Origin of the sequence: Bacillus sp. CH140a_4T (assembly GCF_008923725.1) — a bacterium.
Classification (GTDB): domain Bacteria; phylum Bacillota; class Bacilli; order Bacillales; family Bacillaceae_G; genus Bacillus_A.
Genome location: NZ_WBPF01000013.1, coordinates 209,685 through 226,515, shown reverse-complemented (window position 1 = coordinate 226,515; position 16,831 = coordinate 209,685). Strand labels below are relative to the sequence as shown.

Here is a 16,831-nt window from a genome sequence, read left to right as displayed (position 1 = left end):
TAACCTAGTACGTTTTATGGTACAATTGGTGGAAGTGAGTTCTTTATAGAAGAGTTACTTAAATTGAGGCTGTAAGAGCCTCAATTATAAATAGGTCTATTTATTAGACACAGTAGCATTTACCTCCTATTTTACATAAGTAGGAGGTAACGTGTTGCTTATTAAAAAAGAGATAAATACACAATGTAGAGAGGGTTTAGTGAAATGAAGTTGCATACACTTTTATCATGTTTGCATGATTTTCCAGTTGTTCCAAAAGAAAATCCAGAAATCACATCTATAGAAGCTGATTCACGTAAAGTGAAAGAGGGAAGCTTATTTGTATGTATGAAAGGATATACGGTTGATAGCCATGATTTTGCTAAGAAAGCAGCGGCACAAGGAGCGGCTGCTATTGTTGCGGAAAGACCAATTGATGTTGACGTTCCAGTTGTACTTGTGAAAAACACTTTTCGTTCGTTAGCGGTTTTAGCTGATTATTTTTATGGTCAACCAACACACAAGTTACATTTAATCGGAATTACAGGTACAAATGGAAAGACAACAACATCGCATATTATGGATGAGATTATGCGCGCACATGGTCATAAAACGGGGCTAATTGGAACGATTAATATGAAAATCGGTGATGAAACATTTGAGGTGAAAAATACAACACCAGATGCGCTAACACTTCAACGGACATTTTCAAAAATGGTTGAGCACGGTGTAGATAGTACAGTAATGGAAGTTTCGTCACATGCTTTAGATCTTGGTCGTGTACACGGATGTGATTACGATGTAGCAGTATTTACAAATTTAACACAAGATCATTTAGACTATCATAAAACGATGGAAGAATATAAACATGCAAAAGGGTTGTTATTTGCACAACTTGGCAATAGTTATAATCATAATCGTGAAAAGTACGCGGTACTGAATAACGATGATGCAGTAACTGCGGAGTATATGAGAAGTACTGCGGCGACTGTTGTAACGTATGGAATTGATACAACAAGTGATATTATGGCCAAAGATATTGTTATGACGAGTGGTGGAACTACATTTACGCTTGTAACACCGTATGAAAGTGTAAATGTTACGATGAAATTGATTGGGAAATTTAATGTATATAACGTACTAGCGGCAACAGCGGCAGGACTTGTTTCTGGTGTAAGTTTAGAAACGGTTATTGATGTGATAAAGCAACTAGCTGGAGTTCCGGGACGTTTTGAAGTAGTTGATGGTGGACAAAATTATACAGTTATTGTTGATTATGCGCATACACCAGATAGCTTAGAGAATGTATTAAAAACAGCAAAACAGTTTGCAAAAGGCGATGTATATTGTATCGTCGGTTGTGGCGGAGATAGAGATCGAACAAAGAGACCAATCATGGCAAGTGTTGCAACAAAATATGCAACTCATGCAATTTATACTTCAGATAACCCAAGAAGTGAAGAGCCAGGGGCTATTTTAGATGATATGGTGCAGGGTGCAAATGGGAATAATTATGAAGTAATTATTGATAGAAAAGAAGCGATATACCATGCAATTGCTAACGCGAAGGTTGAAGATATCATCATTATTGCTGGTAAGGGTCATGAAACGTATCAAATTATTGGTAAAGACGTTCATCATTTTGACGATCGTGAAGTCGCTAAAGAAGCAATTACAGAGCGTTTAAACAACGAAGAGTAACAACGTGAGAGGAGGACTACATGTGCTTGAGCAAGGTTTATTAGTAACGGCTGGGGTAGCATTCTTAATTTCTGTTGCCCTTTCGCCATTGTTTATTCCATTTTTAAGGAAATTAAAGTTCGGACAGAGTATTCGTGATGAGGGACCAAAGTCACATCAAAAAAAATCAGGGACACCGACAATGGGTGGTATTGTCATATACGTATCTATGATGGTAACTTCACTTATTATGGCAATTAAATTTAATCATTTAGGTGCAGAGGTTTCGTTATTATTATTAGTGACATTTGGCTACGGGTTAATTGGATTTTTAGATGACTACATAAAGGTAGTTAAGAAGAGAAATCTTGGTTTAACATCAAAACAAAAATTAGTAGGTCAGCTTGTTATTGCTATTGCGTTCTTTTTAATTGGAAAAGGGCAAGCGTTCCACACATACATCATGATTCCGGGAACAGATGTTAAGTTTGAACTAGGTTGGGCGTATTTTGTACTTGTATTATTTATGCTTATTGGTGGATCAAATGCAGTTAACTTAACTGACGGTTTAGATGGCTTATTATCAGGAACAGCTGCTATTGCATTTGGAGCGTTTAGTATTATTGCAGTCGCACAAGAGCAATTTGGAGTAGCGATATTCTGTATGGCAGTTGTAGGAGCTGTACTTGGATTTTTAGTATTCAATGCAAATCCAGCGAAAGTGTTCATGGGAGATACAGGTTCTTTAGCTTTAGGTGGAGCCATTGCAGCTGTAGCGATTTTATTAAAACAAGAATTACTACTTGTAATCATTGGTGGAGTATTCGTAATGGAAACTTTATCTGTTATTATTCAGGTCATTTCTTTTAAAACAACAGGAAAACGTGTCTTTAAAATGAGTCCATTACACCATCATTATGAATTATGTGGTTGGTCAGAGTGGCGTGTTGTAGTGACGTTTTGGTCTGTAGGATTTTTATTAGCTGTGTTAGGAATTTATATCGGGGTGTGGATGTAATTGAAAACTGTAACTGAATTTCAAAATAAAAATATTCTTGTATTAGGCATTGCAAAAAGTGGTTATGCAGCAGCTACGCTGTTACAAAAATTAGGGGCAAATGTTATTGTAAATGACGGAAAGCCTTTAGCGGATAATGTACTTGCTGCAGAATTACAAGCAAAAGGAATGGACGTTGTATGCGGTGGTCATCCTTTAGAATTGTTAGAGAGAAATATTTCTCTTGTTGTAAAAAACCCAGGAATCCCGTATTCTAATCCAATATTAGTTGCTGCGAAAGAAAAGCAAATTCCAATTGTTACGGAAGTTGAATTAGCATATCGTATTTCAGAAGCGCCATTTGTTGGGATTACGGGGTCTAACGGCAAAACGACGACGACAATGCTTGCATTTGAAATGCTAAAAGAAGGACAAAAGCATCCTGTAATTGCAGGAAACATAGGAACTGTAGCGTGTGAAGTAGCACAGGATGCAAAAGGAAATGAAGTTGTAGTTACAGAACTTTCATCGTTCCAACTGATGGGAGTAGAATTGTTCCAACCTAAAATCGCTGCGTTTTTAAATTTATTTGAGGCCCACTTAGATTATCACGGGACGAAGAAGGAATATGGTTTAGCAAAAGCAAATATTTTTAAAAACCAAACAGAAAATGATTATAGTGTAATAAATGCAGATGATGCAGATGTGATGGCTTTATCTGCTTATAGTAAAGGGCAAAAAGTACTATTCTCGACAACGAAAGAAATTGAAGATGGTGCGTGTATAAAAGAGAATGCCCTTTGTTTTAAAGGTGAAAAAGTTGTTGGAGTAGGCGATATCGTTTTACCTGGTCAACATAATTTAGAAAATATTTTAGCAGCGATGAGTATCGCAAAATTATTGGGTGTTTCTAATGAAGCGATTACCGCGGTGTTAAAACGTTTTACAGGTGTAAAACATCGTTTAGAATATGTAACAACTATTAACAATCGTAAGGTTTATAATGACTCAAAAGCAACGAATATGTTAGCGACTGAGAAAGCTTTATCTGCGTTTACACAACCGATTGTGTTATTAGCAGGTGGGCTTGATCGTGGAAATGAATTCGATGATTTAATTCCATATTTCAAAAATGTAAAAGCAATTGTAACATTTGGACAAACAGCTCCAAAACTAGTAAGAGCTGCAGAAAAAGCGGGATTAGATACAATTGAAAGTGTAGATACTTTAGATGAAGCGGTAGTGAAAGCTTATGCTCATTCTACAGATGGCGATGTAATTCTTCTTTCTCCAGCATGTGCAAGCTGGGATCAATTTAAAACATTTGAAGAAAGAGGAGACATTTTTATACAAGCTGTGCATAAACTTATATAAAGTAAATCAAAACATCAGTAGGCTAACACCTACTGATGTTTTGTTACATAGGGCAAAAGTTTCTGCCTAAAGAGGTGGTGTTTATGGGTAATGAAGAAAACGCCTGATTTTATTCTCATCATCGTTACACTTGCGTTGTTAACAATCGGAATGGTTATGGTGTATAGTGCGAGTGCGGTTTGGGCCTCTTATAAAATGGGGGACTCATTCTTTTTTGCAAAAAGGCAATTGCTATTTGCAAGTATTGGTGTAGTGGCTATGTTTTTAATTATGAAAATTGATTATTGGGTGTGGCGTACGTATTCAAAAGTAATTTTGTTAGTTTGCTTCATTCTTCTTATTCTTGTTCTTATTCCTGGGGTAGGACTTGTTCGAGGAGGAGCGCGAAGTTGGATTGGAATCGGGGCATTTTCCATTCAACCGTCAGAATTTATGAAGTTTGCGATGATTATTTTCTTAGCAAAATTTTTAGCAGAACGACAAAAATTAATTACCTCTTTTAAACGTGGTTTACTACCAGCTCTTAGTTTTGTATTTCTTGCTTTTGGGATGATTATGTTACAGCCAGATCTTGGCACAGGAACGGTAATGGTTGGGACATGTATTATTATGATATTTATCTCGGGGGCAAGGGTCTTTCACTTTGCAATGTTTGGTTTGCTTGGTGTAGGAGGATTTGTAGGGCTAATTGCATCAGCACCGTATCGAATGAAACGTATTACATCATATTTAGATCCGTGGTCAGATCCGCTTGGAAGTGGATTTCAAATTATTCAATCGTTACTCGCAATTGGACCTGGTGGATTATTCGGGCTTGGACTTGGACAAAGTAGACAAAAGTTTCTTTATTTACCTGAACCGCAAACAGACTTTATATTTGCAATCTTATCCGAGGAATTAGGTTTTATTGGTGGTTCATTTGTGTTATTATTATTTAGTCTATTATTATGGCGTGGGATTCGTATAGCTTTAGGAGCGCCAGATTTATATGGTACGTTTTTAGCAGTAGGTATTGTGGCGATGATTGCGATTCAAGTAATGATTAATGTTGGTGTTGTAACAGGATTGATGCCTGTTACGGGTATTACTTTGCCGTTTTTAAGTTATGGTGGATCAAGTTTGACATTAATGTTAATGGCAGTAGGTGTATTATTAAATATAAGTCGCCATTCTCGCTACTAAACCCTGTTTTATAAGACAGGGTTTTTCGTATGTGCGCGAAGAAACATGATGTATATAGAAATAAATACGACTGAAATAAGAAAAGAGAAGCGGAGGAGTTAGTAGTGCGTGTATTAGTAAGTGGTGGGGGCACTGGAGGTCATATTTATCCGGCTCTTGCTCTAATAAGAGAAATAAAAAAATTAAATCCGGAAGCAAGGTTTTTATATATTGGTACGGAGAGTGGATTAGAGAGCACAATCGTTCCAAAAGCAGGCATACCGTTTCAATCTATTGTTATAAGTGGATTTAAGCGTAAAATATCGTTAGATAACGTGAAAACGGTGATGCGTTTCCTAAAGGGTGTACAAGATAGTAAACGATATATTCGTCGTTTTAATCCGGATATTGTGATTGGAACGGGTGGATATGTATGTGGGCCAGTTGTATATGCTGCAGCAAAATTAGGTATTCCAACTATTGTACATGAACAAAATAGTGTACCTGGTGTAACGAATAAATTTTTAAGCCGCTATGTTGATAAAGTTGCGGTTTGTTTTGAAGCGGCTGCAGAACATTTTCCACAGTCAAAAGTGGTTATGACAGGAAATCCACGAGCATCAGAAGTAATGGATCAGAATGGAATGAAAGGAAAACGTTCAGTAGGTTTATCTCTTCCTAAAAAATCCGTACTTATTTTTGGTGGCAGTCGTGGGGCTAGACCGATTAATGATGCTTTCGTAGAGGCAATTGAACAGTTTGGAAATAAAAGTTACGAAATATTGTATGTAACAGGTGAAGTTCATTATGACAAAGTGATGGAAGCAGTGAAGCAAAAAGGGAATCCGAATAATGTTATTATTAAACCTTTCATTCATAATATGCCAGAGGTACTTACAGGTGTAGATCTTGTTGTTTCAAGAGCGGGGGCAACAACACTTGCAGAATTAACCGCGTTAGGTAAGCCAAGTGTGTTAATTCCGAGTCCTTACGTAACAAATAACCATCAGGAAAAGAATGCACGTTCTGTTGTCGATAAAGGAGCAGCAAAGATGTTGCTTGAAAAAGATTTAACAGCAGAAACGCTTATTCGTGATATTGATGAGATTTTATTAGATGCACAAACATTACAAAATATGAAGCTGGCTGCGGCGCAATTAGGTATTCCAGATGCAGCAAATAAGCTGTATGAAGTAATGAATAAGCTCGTAAAAAAATAACGTTAGGTGAACGCCCTGCATACTACTGTAATAAGGATATTTAGTATGGGGGAGATTGTTTATGGAGCAATTAGTAAATGAGCTTATAGAAGCAAATGTTGGTCGCGTATTAGTGAATGAAGCGTTAGCGCGTTATACCACTATGAAAATAGGTGGACCAGCTGATATTTTAATTGTGCCAAAGCATGTTGCCGGTATTGAAAAAACGTTGCAGTTAGTAAAAAAATATAAAACAAAGTGGACTGTAATTGGTCGCGGTTCGAACCTTCTTGTATCTGACCTAGGTATAGAAGGTGCCGTTATTCGTTTAGGAGAAGGATTAGACCACTTAGAAGTCGAAAAACATAGAGTAAGAGTTGGTGGTGGGTATCCCCTTATTAAATTATCAACTTTACTTAGTCGTCAAGGATTATCCGGCCTGGAATTTGCCAGTGGTATTCCAGGAAGTGTTGGTGGTGCAGTGTATATGAATGCAGGAGCACATAAATCGGATATATCAAACATATTATCAAAAGCTCTTATTTTGTTTGAAAATGGAACAATGGATTGGTTAACGCATGAAGAAATGGAGTTTTCCTATCGTACTTCTGTATTGCAAACGAAACGTCCTGGTATTGTTTTGGAAGCGGAGTTTCAATTGCAGGTAGGAGAGCGTGAGGGAATCGTAAGCGTCATGCAAAAGAATAAAGATTACCGCCGTGAAACACAGCCGTGGAATCATCCTTGTGCAGGAAGTATATTTCGGAATCCAATCCCATACTTTGCAGGAGACTTAATAGAAAAGGCGGGGCTTCGTGGTTATCAAATAGGCGGAGCTCAAATTTCTGAAATGCATGGGAATTTTATTATTAATACTGGGGGAGCCAGTGCGCAAGATGTCTTATCTTTAATTGCATTAATAAAACAAACAATCAAGGATAAATTTGGCGTAGAAATGCATACAGAAGTAGAAATCATTGGAAGATAACGGTTATTCGTTCCGCTCATTATCATTTATGTTATAATAAGAAGATAAGAACGGCATGAGGAACATGCCGTTCTTTATGTTACGTAGGGGGATCGTACATGAAAAATAGTAAAGTGATTAAACTACAGGATCGTGTACCAAAGTTAAAAAATCAACAGAAGAAAAACAAGAAAAATGTTAATCATCGGTTGATTTTATACATATCAATTTTATTTTTATTAGTGCTCTTTTTGATTTATTTTCGGTCTCCGCTAAGCAATATCAAAAAGATAAGTGTGTTTGGAAATCATTATATGACAGATGAACAAGTGATGAAGGAATCAGGTGTGACGTATGATACAAGTTATTTCCGAGTGACAGCACATAAAGCAGAAGAAAACCTAACGAAACGAAAAGAAATTAAAGCAGTAAATGTAAAAAAACGTTTTCCAAATAAAATTGATGTTCATATTGAAGAATATTTAACGATTGGTTATATAAACAAAGATGGGAAATTACAACCGTTATTAGAGAACGGGAAAACACTTGATGTACTTCCGAACGGAAAACTTCCTGTTGCAGCACCAATTTTTGAACCTTTTAAAGAGGAGAAAATGAAGGAGTTAATTGCTGAGCTTGAAAAATTAACACCAACTATTTTAAGGTCTATTTCTGAAATTCGTTATTCACCGACGAATGCGAATGAAGATCATCTTACTTTATATATGAACGAAGGGTACGAAGTGAGCACTACGATTCAAAATTTCGCAAAGCGTATGGAAGCTTATCCGCTTATCTTAAAAACAATTGAGCCGGGTAAAAAGGTATTAATTGATTTAGAAGTAGGGGCATATACGAAAGAATTAGGAGCGGAAGAAAAAAAAGAATAGAACGATAGTTTTTACTACGTTCCTGTAGAAAAAACGAAACGAACGTTCTAATGGATGCATCTGAATTTACAAGAATGGTTCATTTGATGAAAAAGATGTAAAAATTCTTAGATTCATACTAGGATTGGTACAAGTTTCACTTTTCTATGAGTACATCTTAGTGTAGACTTATACTTGGCGGTAATCTTTACACTTGAAATAGAATTATTTCAAGATAAGCAGTTATTCACAGTTTACTGCGATATTCTTAAATGAATGTTAAATAAAAATAAGAAAAATATAGGGTTAAAAAAGGGAAACGTATAAAGACGTTGAATATTTTTCTTATAAATAGTAAAGTTGCGATTGTTGTTCCATATATTGAGTTGTATGGTATAAATAAAGAAGGAGGTGCCAAAGAATGAACAGCAATGAAATATATGTTAGTCTTGACATCGGTACATCCAATGTTAAAGTCATCATTGGTGAAATGGTTAATGACAGCTTAAACATTATTGGTGTTGGAAATGTAAAATCAAATGGTTTAAAGAAGGGATCGATAGTTGATATAGACGAGACTGTTCGATCAATTAAAAAAGCAATTGAACAAGCTGAGCGCATGGTGGGAATCCACATTGAGCAAGTTGTAGTAGGTGTCAATGCAAACCAGGTACAGCTACTTCCTTGTCACGGAGTAGTCGCTGTTTCAAATGAAGATCGTGAAATCGGGAATGAAGATGTCTTACGCGTTCTAGATGCAGCACAAGTTGTGTCAATTGCTCCAGAACGTGAGTTTATTGATGTGGTACCTCGACAGTTCATCGTAGACGGTCTTGACGAGATTAACGATCCACGCGGGATGATCGGTGTAAGATTAGAAATGGAAGGTACACTTATAACAGGCTCGAGAACTTTACTACATAACCTACTTCGTTGTGTAGAAAAAGCAGGTCTTGAAATAGTTGATATTTGTCTTCAACCTTTAGCGGCTGCAACAGTTGCTATATCTTCAGATGAAAAACATAGAGGAGTAGCCCTTGTTGATATGGGGGGAGGATCTACAACTTTATCTATTTTTAAAGATGGAGAGTTACAAGCGACGAGCGTATTACCGTTAGGTGGAGACCATATAACGAAGGATATTGCGATTGGGTTGAAAACTTCAACAGAAAATGCAGATCAAATTAAGTTGAAATATGGACATGCTTTTTATGATACAGCATCTGAAGAAGAGATGTTTACGGTTCCTATTATGGGAAGCGATCAAACAGAACAATATTCTCAGTTGGAATTATCGGATATAATAGAGGCTCGTGTAGAGGAAATTTTAATGTTTGTTCAAGATGAAGTGCGTAAGTTAGGAGTAAAGCAAGTAGCTTCTGGCTATGTACTAACTGGTGGAATTGCTTCTATGCCGGGTGTTCTTGATCTTGCATATGATATTTTACATGAAAATGTTCGTATAGCGACTCCTGATTATATTGGTGTGCGTGAGCCCCAATATACAAGTGGAGTAGGATTAATTAAACATTCTTATCAAAAAGCTAAATTACGTGGAAAAAATGTGCAGGAAAAGCAAGAACATTTTGAACCAGTACCAGCACCAGCACCAACGCCGGTACAACAGCAACCTGCGAAACAAAAAACTCGTAATCAAAACAATAATAATCAAAATGATGACCGTATGATGTCAAAAGTAAAACGTGTATTCCGTTATTTATGGGATTAAAATTGGACACGAAAAATGAGGTTCTAGGGGGATTTCGACATGTTAGAGTTTGATACTACTCAAGATCAATTAGCGAATATAAAAGTTATCGGTGTCGGCGGTGGCGGAAACAATGCTGTAAACCGTATGATTGAACACGGTGTACAAGGTGTAGACTTTATCGCTGTGAATACTGATGCACAAGCATTAAATCTATCAAAAGCTGAAACAAAAATGCAAATTGGTGGAAAATTAACACGTGGACTTGGTGCAGGTGCAAACCCTGAAGTAGGGAAAAAAGCTGCAGAAGAAAGTAAAGAACAGATCCAAGAAGCACTTCGTGGTGCAGATATGGTCTTCGTAACTGCTGGTATGGGTGGCGGAACTGGAACTGGTGCAGCTCCAGTTGTTGCTCAAGTTGCAAAAGAATTAGGTGCATTAACAGTTGGTGTTGTAACACGTCCATTTACATTTGAAGGACGTAAGCGTGCAACACAAGCAGCATCTGGTATTGCGGCATTTAAAGAAAATGTAGATACACTTATTGTAATTCCAAACGATCGCTTATTAGAGATTGTTGATAAAAATACGCCGATGTTAGAAGCATTCCGTGAAGCAGATAACGTATTACGTCAAGGTGTTCAAGGTATTTCTGATTTAATTGCAACACCAGGTTTAATTAACTTAGACTTTGCAGACGTAAAGACAATTATGTCTAATAGAGGTTCGGCTTTAATGGGTATTGGTTCTGGTAATGGAGAAAATCGTGCTGCTGAAGCTGCGAAAAAAGCGATTTCTAGTCCATTATTAGAAACATCTATTGATGGAGCTCAAGGTGTTATCATGAACATTACGGGTGGAGCTAACTTAAGCTTATATGAAGTACAAGAAGCGGCAGACATTGTAGCTTCAGCTTCAGATCCAGAAGTAAATATGATCTTCGGTTCTGTTATTAATGAAGGATTAAAAGATGATATCGTTGTAACTGTAATTGCAACTGGTTTTGATGATAGTGCTGCGACGCAGCCACCAAAACCAATTATTCGTCCGACTGCGAATCATACGCAACAACAGCAAGTAGCTCAACCTTCAAAACAACGTGAAGTTAAGCGTGAAATGAAACGTGAAGAGCCGGTTGTGCATGAGCGTCATACAGATTCAGATGACATCGATATTCCAGCATTCTTACGTAACCGTCGTAGACGATAAAAGAAAAGGAGCTTTCATGCTCCTTTTTTGTTTTATACAGGAAAAAGATCTGCTAAGCAGGTCTTTTTTTATTTTATCCCGCTTTAATGGGCAGTAAGACCCCCACCTCAAAATTGAGCGAAAGCAAAGAATTTAGGTGGGGGATCAACTGCCCATAAAAGTCCGATTGGTTCAACTAATAATCAGTGGGGAATGAAGAAAACCCCCACTGATTAAAGTTTCACTTTATATAATTCGATTTATCCCGCTATTTGCCGGGTAGTAAGACCCCAACTTGAAAATTGAGCGAAAGCAAAGATGTTAGGTGGGGGGTGGGCTGCCCGTAAAAGCCCGATTGGTGAGGGCTGATTAAAGTTTCACTTTATATGTAAGCAAAAAAGTATAATATTTTAGTCTATGAAACATATACTTTTATTTTTTACCGACAGATTCTGTCTAGAAAGCACAAAATAACAAAAAAACACCTCCGCAAATTGACACACTTTCCTATTGGATATGCATTATACTAGTCTCAACTTAAAAAAAGAGGTGAATTGTTTGGTTGTTTACGCCGACGTTGTTTGGTTGTTAAACGCCTGCATTGATTTTCTTTTACTTTTATTAACAGCTACCGTGTTAAAAAAGAAGATCAAAAGATGGAGGCTTGTGTTAGGGGCATTTATAGGTTCAACCATTGTTATTTTTGCCTTTACTCCTTTTGCTTCTATGATGACACATCCAATTATGAAACTACTGTACTCGTTACTTATTGTGTATACAGCATTTGGGTTCACAACGTTTAGAAACTATGCACAAACTGTTTTTACTTTTTACTTTGTAACCTTTATGGTTGGTGGAGGGTTAATTGGGACTCATTTCTTTTTGCAAACGAATGAAATGGTAAATGGATTGGTTCAATCTCAATCAATTTCTTACGGTGATCCAATTAGCTGGTTGTTTGTTGTTTTTGGTTTTCCAGTAATATATTATTTTTCTAAAAAGCGTATTGAAAGCGTAGAGGTTACAAAAATACACTATGATCAAATTGTGGAATTGAAAATTCAATTAGCTGAAGAGGAACTAGAACTCGCAGGTTTAATTGATAGTGGGAACCAACTTTACGACCCGTTAACAAAAACACCCGTTATGATTATGCATATTTCATCATTAGAGCATTGCTTGCCAGCTTGGTTAACAGAACAAGTGTATTCCAAAACAGAGATTCCTCAAATACCAGAAAATGATTCTGGGTGGGCGACAAAATTACGCTTAATTCCTTTCAGAGCAGTAGGAGTAGAGAATCAATTTTTATGGGCAATTAAGCCAGACAGTGTGCAAATTTATCATGAAGGTAGCTCGATTGTAGTCAGCAAAGTATTGATTGGATTAAATACACAACAGTTGTCAACCAATGGAGAGTATCAATGTATTGTGCATCCGAAAATGTTGATTTCACAAAAAATGGTAATTGCTTAATAATGGGAGGCGGGATAATATGATGAAATTAAAATTTTATTTAGTATACCTTTGGTATAAAGTATTGCTGAAATTAGGAATTAAGACCGATGAAATTTATTATATCGGTGGAAGTGAAGCGTTGCCACCACCGTTAACGAAAGAAGAAGAGGAAGTTCTTTTGAATAAATTGCCAAAAGGAGATCAGGCAGCAAGATCGTTACTGATTGAACGCAACTTACGGTTAGTTGTATATATAGCAAGAAAGTTTGAAAATACAGGGATAAATATTGAAGACTTGATTAGTATAGGAACAATCGGCCTTATTAAAGCAGTGAATACATTTAATCCGGAAAAGAAAATAAAATTAGCAACATATGCCTCACGTTGTATAGAGAATGAAATTTTAATGCATTTGCGCCGGAATAATAAAAATCGTTCAGAAGTTTCTTTTGACGAACCGCTTAACATCGATTGGGATGGGAATGAACTTTTGTTATCAGATGTATTAGGTACAGATGATGATATTATTACAAAGGATTTAGAAGCTACTGTAGATCGTCATCTTCTAATGAAAGCATTGCATCAATTAAATGATCGTGAAAAACAAATTATGGAACTTCGCTTTGGGCTTGCTGGAGAAGAGGAAAAGACGCAAAAAGATGTGGCGGATATGCTTGGGATTTCACAGTCATACATTTCGCGTTTAGAAAAAAGAATCATAAAAAGATTACGAAAAGAATTTAATAAAATGGTGTAAAGAAAAAGACCAGCCGTTATCTAGGCTGGTCTTTTTCTCTTTCGTTGTATGAGAAGAGACAACGAAAATGAAAAATGAAGAGAAAACCGCATGCATAAAATCCCCTTCAAAGGAAATACTTTACACTGTACAGCAACTCCCGATAGGAGGGAACACTTTGACGAGAAACAAAGTAGAAATTTGCGGTGTTGATACAGCTAAACTTCCCGTACTAAAAAATGATGAAATGCGTAAATTATTTCGTGAAATGCAAAGTGGAGAGATAAGCGCAAGAGAGAAATTAGTGAATGGAAACTTACGTCTTGTACTGAGCGTCATCCAAAGATTTAATAACAGAGGAGAATATGTTGACGATTTATTTCAAGTTGGTTGCATCGGACTTATGAAATCGATTGATAACTTTGATTTAGGCCAAAATGTAAAATTTTCAACGTATGCTGTGCCGATGATTATTGGGGAAATACGCAGATATTTGCGTGATAACAATCCGATTCGCGTATCTCGATCATTACGAGATATTGCGTATAAAGCGTTACAAGTAAGAGAGAAATTGATTGCAGAAAATTCAAAAGAACCAACAGCAATGGATATTGCAAAAGTGCTTGAAGTGACTCATGAAGAAATTGTTTTTGCATTAGATGCGATTCAAGATCCAGTTTCATTATTTGAACCGATTTATAACGATGGGGGAGATCCTATCTTTGTTATGGATCAGTTAAGTGATGAAAAACAAAAGGACGAGCAGTGGGTTGAAGAGTTAGCACTGAAAGAAGGGATGAAGCGTTTAAATGATCGTGAGAAAATGATTATTCGAAAACGTTTCTTTCAAGGAAAGACACAAATGGAAGTTGCAGAAGAAATTGGGATTTCTCAAGCACAAGTGTCACGTTTAGAGAAATCAGCTATTAAACAAATGAATAAAACGATTCAAGGATAAGGTTTCACCATTTATGGTGAAACCTTTTTATATGTAATATAGTTTGTCTTCGCTCATAGTAGGGAAGCTGTGTTCATATAATGAAAATAATATGGGATTAGTAGAGGGTGCTTCCTGTTAATTTGAGAAACAGTGTTTTTTCAATTCGTCATATATAAGGGAGAGGATGAAAATGATAAGAATTTCCGAGTTGCAGATGAAAGAGATAATAAATGTTTCAGATGGAAAAAGGCTTGGGAATATTGGAGATATTGAAATTGATATGAACACAGGGAAGATCGGGTCTATTATTATTTCTAAACAGGCACGTATGTTAGGAATTTTTGGAAAGGATGTAGAAATTGTAATTCCTTGGGAGGAAATTATGAAAATTGGGGAAGATGTCATACTTGTTAGAGTAAATCCTGTTAATTCTGTAACAGAATCAATACAAACACCGACAATTTCATAAAGAATATTACAAATTCCTCTTTTTTTTTTGTTGGCATTATGAAAAAATAAAAGTATGGTAAAATAGACAGGAAGTACCATGCTTTTTTATGTTATTTTAATTAAAAGGAGCCGCTTTGTTATGAGAGAACCATTTAAATATGTGGACGGTATACTGTATTTACAAGCGTGGAAAGAACTTGGAAACATTACTGCTGGATTTACGACAAAAGATGGTGGGGTAAGTACGGGCTCCTTTCATGCGATGAATTTAGGATTACATGTGAATGATATCGTGGAGAACGTTCATGAAAACAGACGCATTTTAGCAAATAAGTTACAAAAACCATTAGAAAACTGGATTTGCTCTGAACAAGTTCATGATCATCATGTTGAAAAAGTAGGACAAGAGGAAAAAGGAAGTGGCGTCTATTCATATGAAGACGGCATTTCAAAAACAGATGGCATTTATACGACTAATAATGATGTTCTTCTAACATCATGTTACGCGGATTGTGTTCCACTCTATTTTTATGCGCCATCACATGGTATGATAGGACTTGCGCATGCTGGATGGAAAGGGACTGTAAAAGAGATTGCAAAGGAAATGATTCAAAAATGGAATGCAGAAGGGGTTTCAAGCGATGAAATTCATGTTGCAATTGGACCAGCAATTGGATCTTGTTGTTACGTTGTTGATGATAGAGTGTTAACAGCAGCAGAGCAAGTAGTAAACGGTTCTGTCCCTTATAAAAAAATTTCTGATGGGCAGTACGCAATTAATTTAAAAGAAATTAATCGTATATTATGTGTACAAGCAGGCATAAAAGAAGAGAATATTGTAATGTCATCTCTTTGTACAAGCTGTGAAGAACAATTGTTTTTCTCTCATCGTCGTGATCAAGGTAAGACAGGGAGAATGTTGAGTTTCATAGGTTTTAAGGAGGAAGAAAGCAAGTGACAGTACAAAAAAATTTAACAACTGTAAACGAAGTAATTAAACAATCTTGCGCACGAGCGGGACGTTCGTTGCAAGATATTAAACTCGTTGCAGTTACAAAAACGGTAGGAATTGAAAAGACAAACGAGGTAATTGAAGCTGGAATTAGTGATTTAGGTGAAAATAGAAATGAAGGTTTCTTACAGAAGTACGAACATTTCGGTAAGAAAGTGAATTGGCATTTTATTGGATCATTACAAACGAGAAAAGTAAAAGAAATCATTAATGAAATTGATTATTTACATTCGTTAGATCGACTTTCACTTGCAAAAGAAATTCAAAAACGTGCTGATAAGAAAGTGAAATGTTTTATTCAAGTGAAAACATCATCTGAAGAATCAAAGCAAGGATTGGCAATAGAAGAAACCGTTTCTTTCATTCAAAGTTTGCAAGAATTGGATAAGATTGAAGTGGTTGGATTAATGACAATGGCCCCGTTTACAGAAGAAGAGGAAGAAATCAGACGCTGTTTTAAGGAGTTACGTATGCTACAAACAGAGGTGCAGGAGCTAGAATTATTACATGCGCCATGTAAAGAATTATCAATGGGAATGTCTAATGATTACACGATTGCAATTGAAGAAGGTGCTACATATATTCGTTTGGGGACGATTTTAGTAGGAAAAGCGTAAAAGGAAGGAGAATCTTATTATGAGTTGGTCAAAAGTAAAATACTTCTTTTTTGATACACCGGAAGAAAAAGAAGCAGCTCAATATAGTTATGAAAAGGAGCAAACAGACATGAAGAAGCAGCAAGATCCGCCAGAACAACAAGATGTTACGTTTCCAAAAGCGCAACCGAAACAAAATGTTGTGAGCATTGAAACGGCAAAGCAATCTTCAAAAGTTGTTTTATTAGAACCACGCACATATTCGGAAGCGCAAGGGATTTCGGACCATTTAAAAGGTAGACGAGCTGTTGTGATTAATTTACAACGAATGTCTACTGATCAAGCTGTACGTATCGTTGACTTTTTAAGTGGTACTGTATACGCTATAGGCGGGGATATTCAAAAAATAGGACCGAAAACATTTATGTGTACACCTGAAAATGTAGATATTGTTGGTGCAATTTCAGAGTTATTCGGTGAAGAAGAAGACACAAATATAAAGAGGTGGTAATACGCC

The 16,831-nt window shown here is 36.4% G+C and carries 16 protein-coding genes; all 16 read left to right on the top strand.

Annotated elements, in window-relative coordinates:
* Positions 1–204: 204 nt before the first annotated feature.
* Positions 205–1,680, top strand: a complete 1,476-nt coding sequence (gene murE, locus F8162_RS09705; protein ID WP_151632729.1) for a UDP-N-acetylmuramoyl-L-alanyl-D-glutamate--2,6-diaminopimelate ligase — start codon at positions 205–207, stop codon at positions 1,678–1,680.
* A gap of 22 nt (positions 1,681–1,702) precedes the next feature.
* Positions 1,703–2,677: a phospho-N-acetylmuramoyl-pentapeptide-transferase gene (gene mraY / locus F8162_RS09700; RefSeq protein ID WP_000893058.1), complete on the top strand. Its 975-nt coding sequence runs from the start codon at positions 1,703–1,705 to the stop codon at positions 2,675–2,677.
* A complete protein-coding gene (murD, locus tag F8162_RS09695) occupies positions 2,678–4,030 on the top strand; it encodes a UDP-N-acetylmuramoyl-L-alanine--D-glutamate ligase (RefSeq protein ID WP_151632726.1) in 1,353 nt (450 codons plus the stop codon).
* A 90-nt stretch (positions 4,031–4,120) separates the two neighbouring features.
* Entirely contained in the window at positions 4,121–5,212 is a 1,092-nt protein-coding gene (spoVE, locus tag F8162_RS09690) for a stage V sporulation protein E (RefSeq protein ID WP_151632724.1), read from the top strand.
* Between the two features lie 104 nt (positions 5,213–5,316).
* A complete protein-coding gene (gene murG, locus F8162_RS09685) occupies positions 5,317–6,411 on the top strand; it encodes an undecaprenyldiphospho-muramoylpentapeptide beta-N-acetylglucosaminyltransferase (protein WP_061678246.1) in 1,095 nt (364 codons plus the stop codon).
* A gap of 61 nt (positions 6,412–6,472) precedes the next feature.
* Positions 6,473–7,378, top strand: coding sequence for a UDP-N-acetylmuramate dehydrogenase (gene murB, locus F8162_RS09680; protein ID WP_151632722.1), 906 nt, complete (start codon positions 6,473–6,475; stop codon positions 7,376–7,378).
* Between the two features lie 98 nt (positions 7,379–7,476).
* Positions 7,477–8,247 (top strand): cell division protein DivIB, encoded by a 771-nt coding sequence (gene divIB, locus F8162_RS09675; protein WP_000798232.1) that lies wholly within the window; start codon positions 7,477–7,479, stop codon positions 8,245–8,247.
* Positions 8,248–8,647: 400 nt separating this feature from the next.
* Positions 8,648–9,955 carry a cell division protein FtsA gene (ftsA, locus tag F8162_RS09670; RefSeq protein WP_001087544.1) on the top strand — a complete coding sequence of 436 codons (1,308 nt, stop codon included), beginning with the start codon at positions 8,648–8,650 and terminating at the stop codon, positions 9,953–9,955.
* A 39-nt stretch (positions 9,956–9,994) separates the two neighbouring features.
* Entirely contained in the window at positions 9,995–11,143 is a 1,149-nt protein-coding gene (gene ftsZ, locus F8162_RS09665; RefSeq protein WP_097816879.1) for a cell division protein FtsZ, read from the top strand.
* Between the two features lie 537 nt (positions 11,144–11,680).
* A complete protein-coding gene (spoIIGA, locus tag F8162_RS09660) occupies positions 11,681–12,598 on the top strand; it encodes a sigma-E processing peptidase SpoIIGA (RefSeq protein ID WP_151632720.1) in 918 nt (305 codons plus the stop codon).
* Positions 12,599–12,617: 19 nt separating this feature from the next.
* Positions 12,618–13,337 carry an RNA polymerase sporulation sigma factor SigE gene (gene sigE / locus F8162_RS09655; protein ID WP_000976947.1) on the top strand — a complete coding sequence of 240 codons (720 nt, stop codon included), beginning with the start codon at positions 12,618–12,620 and terminating at the stop codon, positions 13,335–13,337.
* A gap of 157 nt (positions 13,338–13,494) precedes the next feature.
* Positions 13,495–14,274 carry an RNA polymerase sporulation sigma factor SigG gene (gene sigG / locus F8162_RS09650; RefSeq protein WP_000197753.1) on the top strand — a complete coding sequence of 260 codons (780 nt, stop codon included), beginning with the start codon at positions 13,495–13,497 and terminating at the stop codon, positions 14,272–14,274.
* A 172-nt stretch (positions 14,275–14,446) separates the two neighbouring features.
* Positions 14,447–14,725 carry a YlmC/YmxH family sporulation protein gene (locus F8162_RS09645; protein ID WP_000619414.1) on the top strand — a complete coding sequence of 93 codons (279 nt, stop codon included), beginning with the start codon at positions 14,447–14,449 and terminating at the stop codon, positions 14,723–14,725.
* 120 nt (positions 14,726–14,845) lie between these two features.
* Complete coding sequence (gene pgeF / locus F8162_RS09640; RefSeq protein ID WP_151632718.1) at positions 14,846–15,664, top strand: peptidoglycan editing factor PgeF; 819 nt, start codon at positions 14,846–14,848, stop codon at positions 15,662–15,664.
* The gene (locus F8162_RS09635; protein ID WP_151632716.1) at positions 15,661–16,335 is read left to right on the top strand and encodes a YggS family pyridoxal phosphate-dependent enzyme; all 675 of its coding nucleotides are present in this window, start codon (positions 15,661–15,663) and stop codon (positions 16,333–16,335) included. The genes pgeF and F8162_RS09635 overlap by 4 nt, the downstream gene beginning before the upstream one ends.
* 19 nt (positions 16,336–16,354) lie before the next feature.
* On the top strand, positions 16,355–16,825 hold the full coding sequence (locus tag F8162_RS09630; protein ID WP_064474974.1) for a cell division protein SepF: 471 nt from the start codon (positions 16,355–16,357) through the stop codon (positions 16,823–16,825).
* Positions 16,826–16,831 lie beyond the last annotated feature (6 nt).

Bases quoted from the DNA above. Each gene is read 5' to 3' on its own strand.
- murE (WP_151632729.1), top strand. From the start codon at position 205: ATGAAGTTGCATACACTTTTATCATGTTTGCATGATTTTCCAGTTGTT.
- spoVE (WP_151632724.1), top strand. From the start codon at position 4,121: ATGAAGAAAACGCCTGATTTTATTCTCATCATCGTTACACTTGCGTTG.
- murB (WP_151632722.1), top strand. From the start codon at position 6,473: ATGGAGCAATTAGTAAATGAGCTTATAGAAGCAAATGTTGGTCGCGTA.
- divIB (WP_000798232.1), top strand. From the start codon at position 7,477: ATGAAAAATAGTAAAGTGATTAAACTACAGGATCGTGTACCAAAGTTA.
- ftsA (WP_001087544.1), top strand. From the start codon at position 8,648: ATGAACAGCAATGAAATATATGTTAGTCTTGACATCGGTACATCCAAT.
- ftsZ (WP_097816879.1), top strand. From the start codon at position 9,995: ATGTTAGAGTTTGATACTACTCAAGATCAATTAGCGAATATAAAAGTT.
- sigE (WP_000976947.1), top strand. From the start codon at position 12,618: ATGATGAAATTAAAATTTTATTTAGTATACCTTTGGTATAAAGTATTG.
- F8162_RS09645 (WP_000619414.1), top strand. From the start codon at position 14,447: ATGATAAGAATTTCCGAGTTGCAGATGAAAGAGATAATAAATGTTTCA.
- pgeF (WP_151632718.1), top strand. From the start codon at position 14,846: ATGAGAGAACCATTTAAATATGTGGACGGTATACTGTATTTACAAGCG.
- F8162_RS09630 (WP_064474974.1), top strand. From the start codon at position 16,355: ATGAGTTGGTCAAAAGTAAAATACTTCTTTTTTGATACACCGGAAGAA.